We start from the raw sequence: 14,455 nt of genomic DNA, 5'->3' as shown, positions 1-14,455 counted from the left end.
GAGGTCAATACGGATGCTGGAATGCGAATACCGTTGCTGATTGTTGCGGCCATCATCTGGCCATTTCTGTCGACCGCCGCGTTGGCCCAGCAGGCTGCAAATCCGCTGCCCCAGGCCGAAGCCTCGCCTGACGACATCGAGGGCGGGAAAATGTTCGCCACCACCTGCGGCTTCTGTCACCAGGAGGGCGGCCGCCATGCGGGCAGGGGCCCGAAGCTGTCGAAGTCCGAGCGCAGCGACGAATACCTCATCGAGCGCATCAAGAAGGGCAAGGTAGGCGCCATGCCCGCCTATGGTTCGGTGTTCAGCGATGGCCAGATCATCGCGATCCTGGCCTACATTCGAGGGCTCGATGACTAAAGCGGCGTGGAAACCGCGATATCGCCACTCGCGATATACGGCAGGTCTCGCTCTGCTGATGATCTGGAGCGCGCCGGCGGATGCCCGCTCGCTCGAAGCCGTCATCGAGCGCGGCGCGTTGACGCTCTGCGCCAGCCCCAACGCGCTGCCGTTTGCCAGCAAGTCCGGACCGATTCCGGGATTCCAGATCGAGCTAGGCGAGAAGATTGCCGAGCAACTCGGGGTCAAGCTGACGCGGGAATGGGTGATCAGCGCAATCCAGTATCGCCGCGCCGATTGCGACCTCGTGCTCGACGTCATCGCCCGCAAGGATACGCCGCCCTCCGGCGGGGTGCGGACGTCGCGTCCTTACCACCGCAGCGGCGTCGTGCTCGCGGTGCGCGGCGATTCACAGGCGTCCTCGCTGGCCGGTCTCGGTCCCGATCAGCGGGTCGGGGTACCGGTCGGCTCGGTGGTCTCGATGACGCTCGCCAAGGGCGGCGCCGCCACGTCTCCGTTCGCCTTCGAGGACGATATCGTTGCGGCGCTCGCCAATCGCGAGATCGAGGCCGCCGCCGTCACCCCGATGACGGTCGGCTGGTTCAACCTGCAGCACGCCGACAAGCCGTTGCGCCTGATTCCGGCGTTCGGCGACGATCAGGACCTGAACTGGAATATTGCCGCCGGGCTGCTTCGGCCCGACGACCAGCTGCGCGCGCGTGTCGATGCGGCGATCGAGGCCCTGCTGGCCGATGGCACCATCGCGCGGATCTACGCCCGCTACGGCATCGAGCTGCGACCTCCGCAGTGAGGCGCGGTATCGCGCCAGATGCCCCGGGCTTGGCGACCGGAAAACACTCGCGCGCTGTTACGTATGGTGAGTCAAACGACGCTGCGGAAAATGCCTTGTTTTAGGACCACGGCGGCTCTTCGCTGGCCCCGGCTGCCTCGTGGTGGGTCGTGACACCTGCCGAACGCAATCCGGTCAGCAATACAGTTCTCACAGAGGCAGGATCAAATCCAATTTCCTTGGCGTTTGGTGGATGTGCTTCGCTGCCCTTCAATCGGAGCGCCAGGTGCAATTGCTCGCAAAGATGCTGAACGACGAGATTGACCTGATCGTCAGTCATGATCGGTTTCTCCTGCTGCCAGTTTGCTACCCATCTAAGTAGCACACATCAAAATAGGGTGGTACGCGATCGGACCGCCCAAGGATCAAGCCCGCCGACCTCCCGGTCGAACAACCAGATCGATACGAGATTCACACCAACCTCAAAACTGCCAGAACATTCGGTCTCGAAGTCCCGGCCCCTCTTCTTGCGCGCTGACGCCGTAATTGAATAGCCCTGCTCTTCGCTGCAGTGCACGAGCCTGCTATCGGCAGTTTTCAGGCCTGCCGAAGCGGCCGGACGACGTCCGTTCATACGCATTCCCGACAAAGGAACGCCGCTGGTTCAGGCGCGTTAAAAAAGGCGAAGCAAATCCATTTTGCCCGGTCGTGCTTGTGACGTCGCGGGGTGACGATTTGTCGGCTCAAGCCTTTTCCCTGACGGCGAGCGAATGTCACGCCCGGGGCCGGTCCGGTCGAACAGGTGGGAACAATGAGGGTCTGCGGAGTGGTGCGGGTCGGTTTGTTGACCGCATTCATTGCGGCGGCTTGGCTCGGCCAACCGGTCCGGGAGGGCCTCGCCCAAACCCGACCATCCACTTCTGCGAGTGAACCCGCCAAAGCATCTGCGCCCAAGGCAAGCGCTCCCCGGAAGGAAGCGGGAGCAGCTGTGAGCCCTTACACCGCGGGATTGGTAACCGGTCCGCCGCAAAGCACCGAGTTCGCCATCACTCAGGACATTGCGACCACGTTGGCCACCGGCCAGGAGACCGGTCCGCGCGGCGAGGTCGCATTACGGGTGCTCCCGATGGTGGGAAACGGCGGCATCCGCAACATCCTGGACGTGCTTACGCTGGCAGGTGCCGACATGGCGATCGCGCCTGTCGTCCTGGTCGACCGGCTGCGGGATGCAAGGACGATCCCGGACATCCAGAACAAGCTCATCTACATCACCCCGCTTTTTGTCGAAGAGTTCCATCTCCTCGCGCGCTCCGAGATCAAGAGCCTGGCGGATCTTGAGGGAAAGACGGTCAATCTCGGCGAAGAAGGCAGTGCTGCCGCGCTGCTTGGCCGTGAGGTGCTCAACCGTCTGGAGGTCAAGTTCAGCGAATTGAACCTGGGGCTGGACGCCGCGCTGGATGGCATGAGGAAGGGGCAAATCTTCGCCAGCCTGCTGGTTTCGGGCAAGCCGGTCAGCGCCCTGGCCCGCACCGTGCAAATGGATGGCATTCACCTGCTGCCGATTCCGTATTCCCGGGCGCTGCAGCAAGATTATCTGCCATCGACGTTCCGCCGCGAGGATTACCCAAACATCGTTGGGACCGGTGAAAGCGTCGACACGATCGCGATCAAATGCGCTCTTTTCGCCTACAACTGGCCGACCCGAAGCGAGCGGTTTCAGCTCCTGGAACATTTTGTCGAAACGCTGTTCTCGCGGTTTCCCGAATTTCTCGGTGACGCTCACCACCCCAAATGGCGGGAGGTGAATTTGCCCGAGGTGCTGCCGGGGTGGCGGCGATTTCGTCCGGCAGAGCGTTGGCTGCAGCGGCAATCGGGCGGAGAGGCTGCGCTTCGCAAGGCGTTCGGCCGGTTCCTCGAGCAGAAGCCAGCCAGCAATCCGCCGGACCGCGAAGAGTTGTTCCAGGACTTCATGCGGTGGCAGGAACGCAAGCAGGGCAGGTGAGATTGGGAGATCACGATGCGCAATGCGCTGGTGACCGCAGCTCTCGTCGCTTCGCTCGGATTGATCGCCGATGTGCGGCAGCCTGCCGCCCAGTTTGGCCAGCCGCAATCTGGTCAGGCCCCATTTGGCCAGCCCCAGTTTGGTCAACCGCAATTTGGTCAGCCCCCGTTTGGTCAACCCCAGTTTGCTCCGGCCCAACCCGTGCGCCCGCAAGTGCAAGCACCGACCAGGGTGCAAACGGCCGACAAGGTCAGAAAAGCCAAACCAGCCGTTCGCAGAGCAGCCAAAGCGCACAGGAGGCCCGCCGTCGTTCGTGCGCCGCCAAATCAGCGGAAGATGGCCGAGAAGGACGGATACAAGCGCGTCAGCGATCTCGTGAACTTCCCAAAGTTCTTTCCCAGCCTGGGCATCGTCTTTGTCAAACCCGAAACCTTGCCGCTCGGGCCATTCGTGACCTTCGACCGCAAGGATCGCTTGATGGCGACCGTGTATATGGTCCCGACAAAAGACATCGACGATCACAAGCCATTGGAGGCGCCGGGGTTCGCCGGTGCACCGCTTGACCACGTCAGCATCTATTTCAACCCTGGTCACCCCGGCGTGGACGTGCCGCACTACCACCTCGTGATCTGGCATGTGACCAGGAAGGAGGAAGCGCGTGTTGCGAAATGACGCGCGCTACGTACGCGTGGGAGGGGTTGGACATCAGAACCGGCATCCTGGCGGGGTCATTGCGGCCTTCCAAGGCCTGAGAGCGCAATCTCGTCAACCGCGGACACCGCAACGCTTCCTCATCGGAGTGGCTCGACGGTCAGCGGACGCAGGTGCTGAAGCTCACGACGTGCCGCCTTCAACAGACCAATTGCGGCCTCCCGCTCCTGACCGACCAGAAAACCGGACGCGAAGGCCTGGGCTCTTCGATTGGCCTGCGGAGCAGTCAGGGCGGCTTCTGTGGCCATCTTTCGGTGCGCCATAAAATCGTTCAACGCTCCGAGCGCCGACTGAACGTTTTTCAGCCGGCTTGACAGTTGCGCAATCTCCTTGCGATCGCTGTCATCGTAGAGACCTTCAAAGAAATCGAGGGCGTAACGGATCTTCTTGATCCTGATCCGCAATTTATGGCGTTGGTCGGGTGAGAGTTCGTCCAGGCGCTTGCCTTGCTTGCGCACCTTTCTGATGCGGCGATCGAGAAGTTCGGCGGCGTACGGCCCAATCGATCTGTCTTTGTCGGCTGGCGCTTTTCTGGTTTCGATCCATTCGAGCATATCGATCAGCAGGCGACGGAACCGGGGTGACCCGACGGCTTGACCGGCGCGCTTGAACGCCTTGGTGCGTTGCGCCGCAAACTTTTTCTCGATCGCGCGAGACCCTCGCTTGGGTGGGCCGGCTTTCACTACCGGGCCAACGCGCTCTTCCAGAAAGACGTCGATTTCACGAGCCCGTGCGAGTTGGCCTGTAAGCCACTTGAGCTCCTCCTTGATGCCGGCGGTACTCGCGCGCGGCAGCACGTCGTCAAAAAGCGAGATGGCTGCACGCGTTCGTCGCAGGCCTACCCGCATTTGATGGATGGCTTCTGCGTCCAGGTTGCGTATGGCGTCCGCATTGGCCGCGAAATGCCGGAACGTGGAGGAGGCAATTGCGGTGAACGCATCGTTGGCTGACAATTTCCTGTCGAGGTGGATCGGTTCGGCATGGCTGGCGCTTTCGCGACCGCCTCCGGCGAGCTGATAACCTTTTTCAGACTTTGATTGCAGATCAAGCTCGGCGCCGGTCTTGCGTTCGAAACTGCGAGCTATCCGAAACAGATCGGCGGAACTTCCGCCCTTCAGTTCGAGCTCAAATTCGGAGATCGGTCTCGAGCGACCGCCTGACGCGATTTTTCCGCGGTCAACCGCGAGTTCGATTTCGCTGCGCCGGGTGCGGATCGGCAGCGCCATCCGACGAACGGAGGTCCGGAAGACAGGTTTCAACTTTCGCTGCAACTTCCTGGTGATCAGCCTATCGAGCGGCGTGTCTTTGGCTTTGGTGAGATCGGGCGTCGCGCCATCCAGTTTCGTTTCCCACTCGCCGCGGGCGAGGGCTCCCGACGTTACCGCCTTTACCGTCTGCACATAGTCATCGCCGGCCTGGCGGACTCTCAGGGTAAGTCCGTTGCGTTTCAGCTTGTGCTTGGCCGTATCGAAATAGATTGTCACCAGATTTTGCTCGGACCGGCCGCCGCGGCGCGCGCCCGTCAGGCGGGTCTTCGCAACAGAGGACAGCTTTCGGGGCGCAACACGGAACTTCAGTTCGGCTTCAACGCTCATCGTGGACTCCGTCGGGCGTTGGTAAAAAACGGACGTTTCCCGAAAGGTTCCGTATTCAAGCCGAAGATTCGATATGCTTTTTGGCGTTGCCGTTCCGAATATCGGCAGTCGTCTCACTCGACAGGGGCGTGCGCACGTCACCAACGCCGAAATGCAGGGTTATTCATTACTCGCAACAGAAGGAAGCGACGACATGGCGGTTGGGATACGGGGCACGTTGAAGTCACGAAAATGAGCGTTCAAGCCGGAGCGCTATCTTGTCGACACCCGTGGACACCGCAACGCTTCCTCAGCCGAGAGAAGGAGAAGTTGAAGTGGAGCGCCGCATCAACAGGGAGCGCTCCACTGCATTGAATGAAGTCGCTAGCCTTACTTCCCGCCCCTGGGCTTTATGCCCTTCAGCGTGCCTTGCGGCTCTGCGATTCCCTCGGCGATCTTGTCAAGGCCCATCCGAATTCCCGTTCCAGCAAGGAACGAGCCTACAACGACGGCGATATAAACAAAGCCGCCTGATACAGCGTCAAGTTCGTGGTCAGCAAGAGGACGCATCGCGTTCAGATCTGCCGAATAGGTCTGCATGACTAGCTCCACCATTTTGGTTGGGGTCGGGATCATCCAGACCGTGCAACGATGCGTAAAGCAGGTGCGGGAAGGGTGCTGTGATTAAAGTCACACTCGCGCTTTGCAGGCGGTGATTGGCGAGGAATGCATTGGCGACATCGACAGGCTCAGCATGCGTTGCGTATTGGGTCGATCGCGCGTCAGCTGTTGCGATCTCCATCAACCATCCGCCGTTCGGACGTGCCCGATCGCCGACGATATTCCGTCCTTGTGATAGAAAGGATATGATGGAGCGGATATGATCCGGGACACTCAGTCCCCGCCGGCGCCGCCAGCCGCATGCCCTCATGGGTTCGCCTCTGGCGATGTCGAAGATGTCGGCGGACTGTGAAGTACTTTACATTCCTGTGTTCTTGGCCCGGGCTAGGATGGCGGAAGGCTTCTTTCTTGAAGGAGGCATCATGCTCGAGACATTCAAATGGAACTCCCGATATAACGCTCGCGGATGGGTGACGATGGCTGGCGCGCTCGTTGTGCTCCGCGCCCTGAATGCATTGCGACAGAAGGGTGAAAGCAAGCGAAGGCCGCCACTCTGGAAACACTTCGACGATACCCATCATTGGGACTCAAGCGCGGAGGAATGGGTCCCGAACGATGATCGTGATCGTGCAACGCATCATGCGTCCGTCACGCCGAATTCCGAGACTCAAGGTCCCTCTCGCTGACGAGCCCGTCGAGCGGTGCGGGCGCGAGAAGTAGCGGGACCGAGACGTGAGTTGCTGCTGGCCGCTTGACAGTGGTCAGCGATGCCCCGGCGCGGGCTCAAAGCCACCGACATCTTCGTTCGCATTCGAGGACGATATTGTTGCAGCGTTGGCCAATCGCGAGAGCAAGGCCACCGCTGTTGCTCCGATGACGGTCGGCTGGTTCAACCTGCAGCACGCCAACAAGCCGTTGCGCCTGGCTGCGCGCTGGCGAGTTCCGCGCAATATCGTTTGACCCGATTTCCCAAACCTGAAACAATCGTTTCATTGGTGAACCCCATGTATTGTAAAGAAAATCTACTGCACGCGGTCCGTGCATTGGTCGGCCTGTGGGCCGTGAATGCAGCCGTTATGTCAACATGATCGACCTGGAGGGCGTCTCAGCTCAAGCGCTGTCGGATACGATCGGCGCGATCTATGACTGCGCGCTCGATCCGCAGCTTTGGCCCGAGACCTGCCGGAAGATCGCCGATCTCTGTGAAAGCACAGGCGGCGGCATTTGCGTGCACGACATGCGGCACGTGCAGAACGATCAACTGTTCGTGTTCGGGTACCAACCGGAATTCCTTGAAAAGCTGGGAAGCCAGTATGCGCAAAGCCCTATGGCGGCGGCGGACATCGTCGCCAGCGTCGGCGACGTCAACATCCTCTCTACCGATCGCCAGGAGTTGCTCGAAAGCCGCTTCTACCGGGATGTGCTGGCGCCGTTCGCCCTGACGGACATGATCTGGTTTCCGGCGTTGCGGACCGGCGGCCGCATGGCCTCGATGCACGCGTCCCGGAAAGACCAGGCGCCGCATTACCAGCAGCTCGAGATCGGGCTGTTCAAGCTGTTGTCGCCGCACGTCTGTCGCGCGCTGACGATTTCGGACGCGCTCGATATCCGCACCCTGCGCTCGGAGATGCTGGAAAAGACGCTCGATGTCCTCGCCGCCGGCGTTTTCCTCGCGGCGCGCGATGGCCGTGTCGTGTACATGAATGAAGCGGCCGAGCGCCAGGTCAGAGCCGGCACCTCTATCCGTATCCTGAACAATCGCCTCGATCCCGTCGATCCGGCCGCAAGCGCCGCCTTGTCGATGGCGATCGACCGCGCGGCCCGCGAAGACGATGGTGGGGGCCAGCGTTCGCTCGCCATCCCCAGTGGAACCGGCGCGGGCTATATCGCGACCCTGCTGCCGGTTCAGCGCGGTCAGCGAGCCGACATCGTGGCGCCGTTCGCCGCTTCCGTCGCGATCTTCATGCAGGATCCGCTCGAAGCCCCGATGATGCCGGGGGAGGCCTTTGCCAGGCTGCACAAGCTGACTGGCGGAGAACTGCGCGTCCTGCTGGCGCTGGCCCAGGGACTGGGCGCCAAGGAGGCGGCCGACATGCTCGGCATCAGCGAGCCTACTGTGCGCACCCATCTGCAGCACATGTTCGCGAAAACCCACACGCTGCGGCAGGCCGACCTGCTGCGCCTGTTGCAGGCCTCGACGCCGGCGGTTCGCGCGCCGTAGCCGCTTGATCTGCAGGCGTCGGATCTTGCGCATCCCCGCCCCGACCCCGCCAACCAAATAATTCGAGCTGCAATTCGTCGACCTCATTGGTTCCGATGATGTGCCGCTGCGCCGGACGTTCCAACGTCCCCCGTCCGAATTTTTGGGCGCTGAACGCATTCCCCTGTCGAAAGATTTGAAATGACCACCGTCACCAACATTGCCCAGTTGAACGCCGCCATCGTGTCGGCCGCCGGCGTCACCGCACCCGGCACCGTCGTCACCATCACGCTGGGCAACAACATCAGCCTCGGCGCCACGGCGATGCAGGCGATCAACCTGCATGTCGGCGTCACGCTGGTCATCGAGGGCGGTGGCCATACGCTGAACGGCGGCGGCATCCAGCGCGGCTTTTTCGTCTACGCCGGAACGGTCGAGATCAACGACCTTCTCATCAACAACATGCTGGCGCAGGGCGGCGACGGCGGTACTTCGGATGTCGGCGGAGGCGGCGGTGGTGGAGCCGGGCTGGGCGGCGGGCTTTTCGTCGGCGCCAATGTGGCCGGCAACCCCGGAAACGTGACGCTGAGCAATGTCAATTTCTCCCAGAACGCGGCTGAGGGCGGTCTGGGCTCGCTCAATGCAATCATCGGATCCGCTGCGGGGGGCGGCGGCGGTCTCGGCGGCGACGGCGGCGCCGTGGACATTTTTAAAGGCGGCAGTGGAGGCGGCGGCATCGGGGGCGACGGCGGCACTGCCGATGATTTCCAGGGTGGCAGCGGCGAGACCGGCCTCGTTTCCGGCGCCGCCGGCGGTGCCAGTGGCGGAATAGGCGAACAGGGGAGTTACACCCCGGGGGCAGGCGGCCTGAACGGCGGTGGTGGTGGCGGTGGCGGCGGCGGCGATGGGACTTTTGCTGGCTGGTTGGTTGGTAATCAGCCCGGAGGCGTCGGCCCCGGCGGCGGCGGTGGCGGCGGCGTCGGCGGCGCTGCGGGCAGCCCATTTACCGGCGGCGACGGCGGGTACGGCGGTGGTGGTGGTGGCGGCGGCGGGGACGGCGGGTTTGGCGGCGGCGGCGGCGCCGGCCTCGGCAAGGGCGGATTTGGCGGCGGCGGCGGAGGAGGCTCCGTCACGAACGGCGCAGCCGGGTTTGGGGGCGGCGGGACGCTGACCGGGGGCTACGGCGGCGGCGGCCTTGGCGCGGGTGGCGCCGTCTTCGTGCAAGAAGGTGCCTCGCTGAGCTTCGCCGGCTCGACGGGCATCGTCTTCAATTCGGTCGCGGGCGGCGGCACCGCCAACCCCCCAGCTGTCGTCCAGACAGGCGAACCCGCGATCATCGCCGGCATTCCGACGGGCCAAGCCTTCGGCAGCGGCATCTACCTGCAAGGCAACAACACGCTGATCTTTCGGCCTGATGGCACCGGGGTCACACGCGATGCCAATGGCAACCTGACGGGCTTCCTCGGACAGTACATCTTCGACGTGATCGGTGACGATGCCGGCTCCGCCGCCGCCGCCGGCTATGCCGGTGCTGCCGGTTATACGATGGGCCAGACCGGTATCGTCGTCGACGGCACCGGCACGCTCGTGCTTCTTACGACCAACACCTATTCGGGCGCGACAACGGTCTTGCAGGGAACGCTGGACGTGGAGGGCTCGATCGCGAGATCCGCCGTCACCGTGCACAGCGGCGCCACACTGACGGGCGGCGGCACCACCGGCGCGGTCACGGTGCAGAGCGGCGGTGTGTTCGATCTCACGTTCGATGCCGTTGCAGGGGATATGAATACGGGTAGCCTGTCCTTTTCGTCCGGCGCGACCTTCGCGGTCCAGCTCGGTGGTGCCCAGGCCGGCGTTTTCGATCAGGTCGTCGTCAACGGCACCGTCGCGCTGGGCGGTGCGACGCTCAACCTGTTGCTATTCAGCGGGTTCGTGCCCGCTGTCGGCAACAGCTTCCGCATCATCGATAATAACGGCACCGCGGATGCGGTGACCGGCACCTTCGCGGGTCACGCCGAGGGCAGCACATTCTTCTCCGGCGCCGTCAGGTACGCGATCAGCTATCACGGCGGCGACGGCAACGATGTCGTTCTCACAGCGATTGCGGCGAACGATCCGCCGGTAGCCGTGGCTGATGTCGGGACCGTAACGGAAGACGCCGCACCCAACCTGATCATGGGAAATGTGCTGACGAACGACAGCGATCCCGACGGGAACGCCCTCACCGTAACAAGCTCCGGCACGTTCAATCTGAGCCATGGCACGTTGGTCATGCATGCCGACGGCAGCTACGCCTATACGCTGGACAACACCAATCCGGCTGTGGATGCGCTGAATACGGGCCAGACGCTCGTCGACAGCTTTACCTACGGCATCAGCGACGGACATGGCGGCACGAATTCGGCCAGCCTCAAAATCACCATCCAGGGAAGGACGAACAGCATTGCGCCTGACGTCGCCGGTGCGGTCACCCTGAGTGCGATTGCCGAGGACTCCGGCGCGCGGCTGATCACGCAGGCGGAGCTGTTGGTCAACGTCACGGATGTCGACGGTCCCTCCCTAACCGCAGCCAATCTTGCGATCATTGCCGGCGCGGGCACCCTGGTCGACAACAATGACGGGACCTGGAGCTTCACGCCCGCGCTGCACGATGACGCGTCGGCATCGTTTTCGTTTCAGGTCACCGACGGCTTTACCTCGGTAGCCAACAGCGCCTCACTCGACATCACGCCGGTGGACGATGCACCGGTCGTGACCGGCCTCGTGACGCTGAATGCGATCGCCGAGGACTCCGGCGTGCGGCTGATCACGCAGGCCGAGCTTCTGGGCAATGTCGGGGATGTCGACGGGCCGTCGCTGACCGCAGCCTTTCTTGCCATCGTTTCCGGCGCGGGCACGCTGGTCAACAACAACAACGGGACCTGGAGCTACGCGCCGGCGGCGAACGATGACAGTTCGGTGTCCTTCTCCTATTCGGTCACTGACGGCACGACTTCGGTGACCGACGGCGCGACGCTCGACATCACGCCGGTGAACGATGCGCCGGTGGTGAGCGCCGATGCGGCGCTCGCGGCGGTCAATGCGAACCCCGGCGCGCGGCTGATCACGCAGGCCGAACTGCTGGTCAACGCCAGCGATCCCGACGGTCCGTCGGCGCTGGTGGCCACCAATCTGCAAATCTTGGCCGGCCCGGGCGCGCTGCTCAATAACAACAATGGCACCTGGAGCTATACGCCGGCGGCGAATGACGGCGCTCCGGTCACGTTCTCCTACCAGGTGACCGACGGCCTGGAGTCCGTTGCGGCGGGCGCCAGGCTCAGTGTCAACGACGCGCCGGTCAACACCATGCCGGCGTCGCGGAATGTCGCAACCAACATGAACATCGCGATCTCGGGGCTATCAGTCAGCGACGCCGATGGCACGTCGTTGACCACCACGCTTCACGTCGATCATGGCACGCTGAGCGTCGGGGCATTTGCCGGCGCCACCGTCGTCGGCAGCGGGTCAGCCACGGTGACGCTGTCCGGCAGTGTGGCGCAGATCAATGCCGTGCTCGGCGTTGCCAACAATGTGCTCTACCACAGCGCGTTCGATTTCAGCGGCGTCGAACACCTGACCATGACCAGCAGCGACGGATCGCTCAGCGATACCGATGTCCTGGACCTCAGCGTCGTTCAGCATCCGCCGATGGCCGCCGATTTCTGGCTGGTGTGATGCGAGGCGCTTCGGAGCCTGATCTCGTCGAAGCCCCGCGGATGCCAGGTGAGCCTTTCCAAGGTGGCGGCCGACATGCCCGGCATCAGGGAACCCACCGCGCACCCTTATGCAACACATGTTCTCAATTCGTCGACCTCATTGGTTCCGATGATGCGCAGCGACGCCCGGTATACCAGCATCGCCCCGTCTGAATTCCTGGGCCACCGCCACGTTCAGTCGTTTCGCTGAACTTTCAGTTTTTACTTCGAGGTCTCGGCCCATGTCGTTCTCCCAAAAATCATCGTTTGCGGCTTCGCAGCTTCGCACAGCCCTGTTGAGAAGCACCGCGCTGGTGCGGTTGTCGCTTTTCATCACGGTGGTTGCTGTTGGCGTCGGTTGCGCTCCCGCGTTCGCGGACGGCGGCGCGGGCGGCGCCGGTGCAACGGGTGCCGGAGCGGGAAGCGGTGGCGCGGACATGATAACGGGAAACACGGGCGATGACGGGGTTGCGGGCGGGGCCGATCCGGGCGGCGGCGGTGGCGGCGGCGGCGGCGGCGCTGGTGGTGGCCTTGGCGGTGGGCGCGTTCCAGGGGGAGGTGGACCAGGAAGCGGCGGCGCTTCGGGCGGATCGGGAGCGGCCACTTTGATGCTGTCTGGTGACAATGGCGCGGCCGGTGGCCTTGTCGGAGATGGCGGCGGCGGAGGCGGCGGCGGATTCCAGAACTGGTTCCAGAACGCCACCCTCGTGACATCCAACACAAACTTCACTGGAAGCGCCGGCGGTAATGGCGGTGCAGGGAATGGCAGCGGCGGCGGTGGCGGGGGTGGCGCCGGCGGAGAACAAGCTGGGTTTAGACTCCCCAATGCTACCTTCAACGCCTCCAGCAACGTTCAGCTAACAGGTGGTGCTGGCGGAGCAGGCGGGTCGAGCGCAGCGGGGTTTGGTGGTTCAGGCGGCACAGGAGGGGTCGGGGTGCTATTTGTCGACCCCGGTGGAACCGTGAACGTGGGGACAGGAGCTCTGCTGAGCGGCGGGGCCGGTGGTGCCGGTGGCATGGGCGGGGCCGGCAATGGCGCTAACGGAGCGGGTGGTGTCGGTATTGTCGGAAGGGGACTGACGATCATCAACAACGGCACGATCAGCGGCGGACTGAATGGTGATGGCGTAACCAGGGCGGAAGCGATCCGCCTTACGGGCGGCGCTGCCGACGTCAACACCATAACGTTCGGCAATGCGACTGCGGGCATCATTGGAAATATTCACATCGGGGCCAGCATACTTACTTTCGCGCAATCAACCGATACAACGCTCGCCGCATCTATCACCGGCTTCGCGGGTGCAATAGAGAAGACAGGTGCCGGCACTCTGACCCTGTCCGGAGCCAGTACCTTTGGCAATTTCGTCAACATCAGGGCTGGCACGTTGTCCATCACAAACGACACCAACCTCGGCATTGGCAACAAGTCTATCTCAATTCTCGATGGCGCGAGATTGGCCGTTACGGGTAATGCCACGTTCGCCAATAACTTTGGATTTTTCATCAGCGGCAATCCCAACTTTGATATCGCGGGGGGCACCACCAGCACAATCCAGGGCGTGATCACAACCACGGGGCTGGTCGGAAGCGGCTTTACCAAGACCGGCGCCGGAACCCTCGAGTTGGCGGGGATGAATAATTATTCTGGTTTCACGATCGTGAACGCCGGCACGTTGCGTGCCGGATCCGCTCGCGCTTTTGGAATATTCAATGTACTCGCGGTTTCAGGCGGCGCGACCGTGGACTTGAACGGCTTCGACCAGACGTTCCTTCAGCTGAGTGGTGCCGGCACGGTGACGGGCGCCAACAGCACGATTTCCAGGGCATTTTTTGCTGGTGATTTCAACATGCCGGGCACATCGATGAGGATTGTCGGCAATCTCGCGTTCCAGTCCGGTGCGCTCTATGTAGTTTTCGTCAATCCGGCCACGACGTCATTTGCCAATGTCACCGGCACGGCTACCCTTGGTGGCGCGACCGCAGGCGTCGTGTTTGCTGACGGCGCGTATGTGCAAAAGAAGTACACGATCCTCACCGCGACCGGCGGCATCAATGGCACCTTCTCTTCGTTTCTCACCGAGAATGCGCCATCAAACGCCACATCGACGTTGAGCTACGACGCCAATAACGTCTATCTCGGTATGATCTTGGATTTCACCATTCCGGGCGGCCTCAACGGCAATCAGCAGAACGTCGCCAACGCGCTGACCAATTTCTTCAACACCACCGGCGGCATTCCCGCTGTTTTCGCCAACATGTCGGCCGACGGCCTGTCGCAGGCGGCCGGAGAGACCGCGACCGGATCGCAGCAGACGACGTTCAACGCCATGAACCAGTTCATGGGCGCGATGATGGACCCGTTCATTGCGGGGCGCGGTGACGCGGCAACCGCCGGCGGCAACGCATCCGGTTTCGCCGATGAGGAAGCGCTGGCCTATGCCGCGAAGAAGCGCAATCCGAATGACGCGCTGGCGGCGATCTACA

Annotated in this window: 11 protein-coding genes; 8 read left to right on the top strand and 3 right to left on the bottom strand. The window is 62.7% G+C overall.

Annotated elements, in window-relative coordinates; all coding sequences use genetic code 11:
- Window positions 1-21: 21 nt before the first annotated feature.
- Window positions 22-360 carry a cytochrome c gene (locus tag JQ574_RS29990; RefSeq protein ID WP_212212921.1) on the top strand — a complete coding sequence of 113 codons (339 nt, stop codon included), beginning with the start codon at window positions 22-24 and terminating at the stop codon, window positions 358-360.
- Entirely contained in the window at window positions 353-1,150 is a 798-nt protein-coding gene (locus JQ574_RS29985) for a substrate-binding periplasmic protein (protein ID WP_249119693.1), read from the top strand. Before JQ574_RS29990 ends, JQ574_RS29985 begins: the two co-directional genes overlap by 8 nt.
- Window positions 1,151-1,250: 100 nt before the next feature.
- Here JQ574_RS29985 and JQ574_RS29980 read toward each other — a convergent pair whose 3' ends face one another.
- Window positions 1,251-1,469, bottom strand: a complete 219-nt coding sequence (locus JQ574_RS29980; RefSeq protein ID WP_192737681.1) for a hypothetical protein — start codon at window positions 1,467-1,469, stop codon at window positions 1,251-1,253.
- 648 nt (window positions 1,470-2,117) lie between these two features.
- Between JQ574_RS29980 and JQ574_RS29975 the strand changes: the two genes are divergently transcribed.
- Together JQ574_RS29975 and JQ574_RS29970 are read left to right on the top strand one after the other, a co-directional pair.
- Window positions 2,118-3,131: a TAXI family TRAP transporter solute-binding subunit gene (locus tag JQ574_RS29975; RefSeq protein ID WP_312014708.1), complete on the top strand. Its 1,014-nt coding sequence runs from the start codon at window positions 2,118-2,120 to the stop codon at window positions 3,129-3,131.
- A 15-nt stretch (window positions 3,132-3,146) separates the two neighbouring features.
- Window positions 3,147-3,803, top strand: coding sequence for a hypothetical protein (locus JQ574_RS29970; protein ID WP_212212919.1), 657 nt, complete (start codon window positions 3,147-3,149; stop codon window positions 3,801-3,803).
- 119 nt (window positions 3,804-3,922) lie between these two features.
- Here JQ574_RS29970 and JQ574_RS29965 read toward each other — a convergent pair whose 3' ends face one another.
- Together JQ574_RS29965 and JQ574_RS29960 are read right to left on the bottom strand one after the other, a co-directional pair.
- The gene (locus tag JQ574_RS29965; RefSeq protein WP_212212917.1) at window positions 3,923-5,437 is read right to left on the bottom strand and encodes a CYTH and CHAD domain-containing protein; all 1,515 of its coding nucleotides are present in this window, start codon (window positions 5,435-5,437) and stop codon (window positions 3,923-3,925) included.
- Between the two features lie 369 nt (window positions 5,438-5,806).
- Window positions 5,807-6,016 (bottom strand): hypothetical protein, encoded by a 210-nt coding sequence (locus JQ574_RS29960; protein WP_212212915.1) that lies wholly within the window; start codon window positions 6,014-6,016, stop codon window positions 5,807-5,809.
- 855 nt (window positions 6,017-6,871) lie between these two features.
- Here JQ574_RS29960 and JQ574_RS35600 point away from each other — a divergent pair.
- The 4 genes from JQ574_RS35600 to JQ574_RS35590 form a co-directional block, all read left to right on the top strand.
- Window positions 6,872-6,997 carry a hypothetical protein gene (locus tag JQ574_RS35600; protein ID WP_283813788.1) on the top strand — a complete coding sequence of 42 codons (126 nt, stop codon included), beginning with the start codon at window positions 6,872-6,874 and terminating at the stop codon, window positions 6,995-6,997.
- Between the two features lie 124 nt (window positions 6,998-7,121).
- Complete coding sequence (locus tag JQ574_RS29955) at window positions 7,122-8,258, top strand: helix-turn-helix transcriptional regulator (protein ID WP_212212912.1); 1,137 nt, start codon at window positions 7,122-7,124, stop codon at window positions 8,256-8,258.
- A gap of 180 nt (window positions 8,259-8,438) precedes the next feature.
- Entirely contained in the window at window positions 8,439-11,951 is a 3,513-nt protein-coding gene (locus JQ574_RS35595; RefSeq protein WP_283813787.1) for a cadherin-like domain-containing protein, read from the top strand.
- A gap of 262 nt (window positions 11,952-12,213) precedes the next feature.
- Window positions 12,214-14,455, top strand: a 2,242-nt coding sequence (locus tag JQ574_RS35590; protein ID WP_212384131.1) for an autotransporter-associated beta strand repeat-containing protein, incomplete at its 3' end; no start/stop codon positions are given.

The organism is Bradyrhizobium sp. AUGA SZCCT0158, from assembly GCF_018130065.1.
In the GTDB taxonomy this organism is placed as follows: Bacteria; Pseudomonadota; Alphaproteobacteria; order Rhizobiales; family Xanthobacteraceae; genus Bradyrhizobium.
This window is presented reverse-complemented; position numbering and strand designations above follow the sequence as displayed.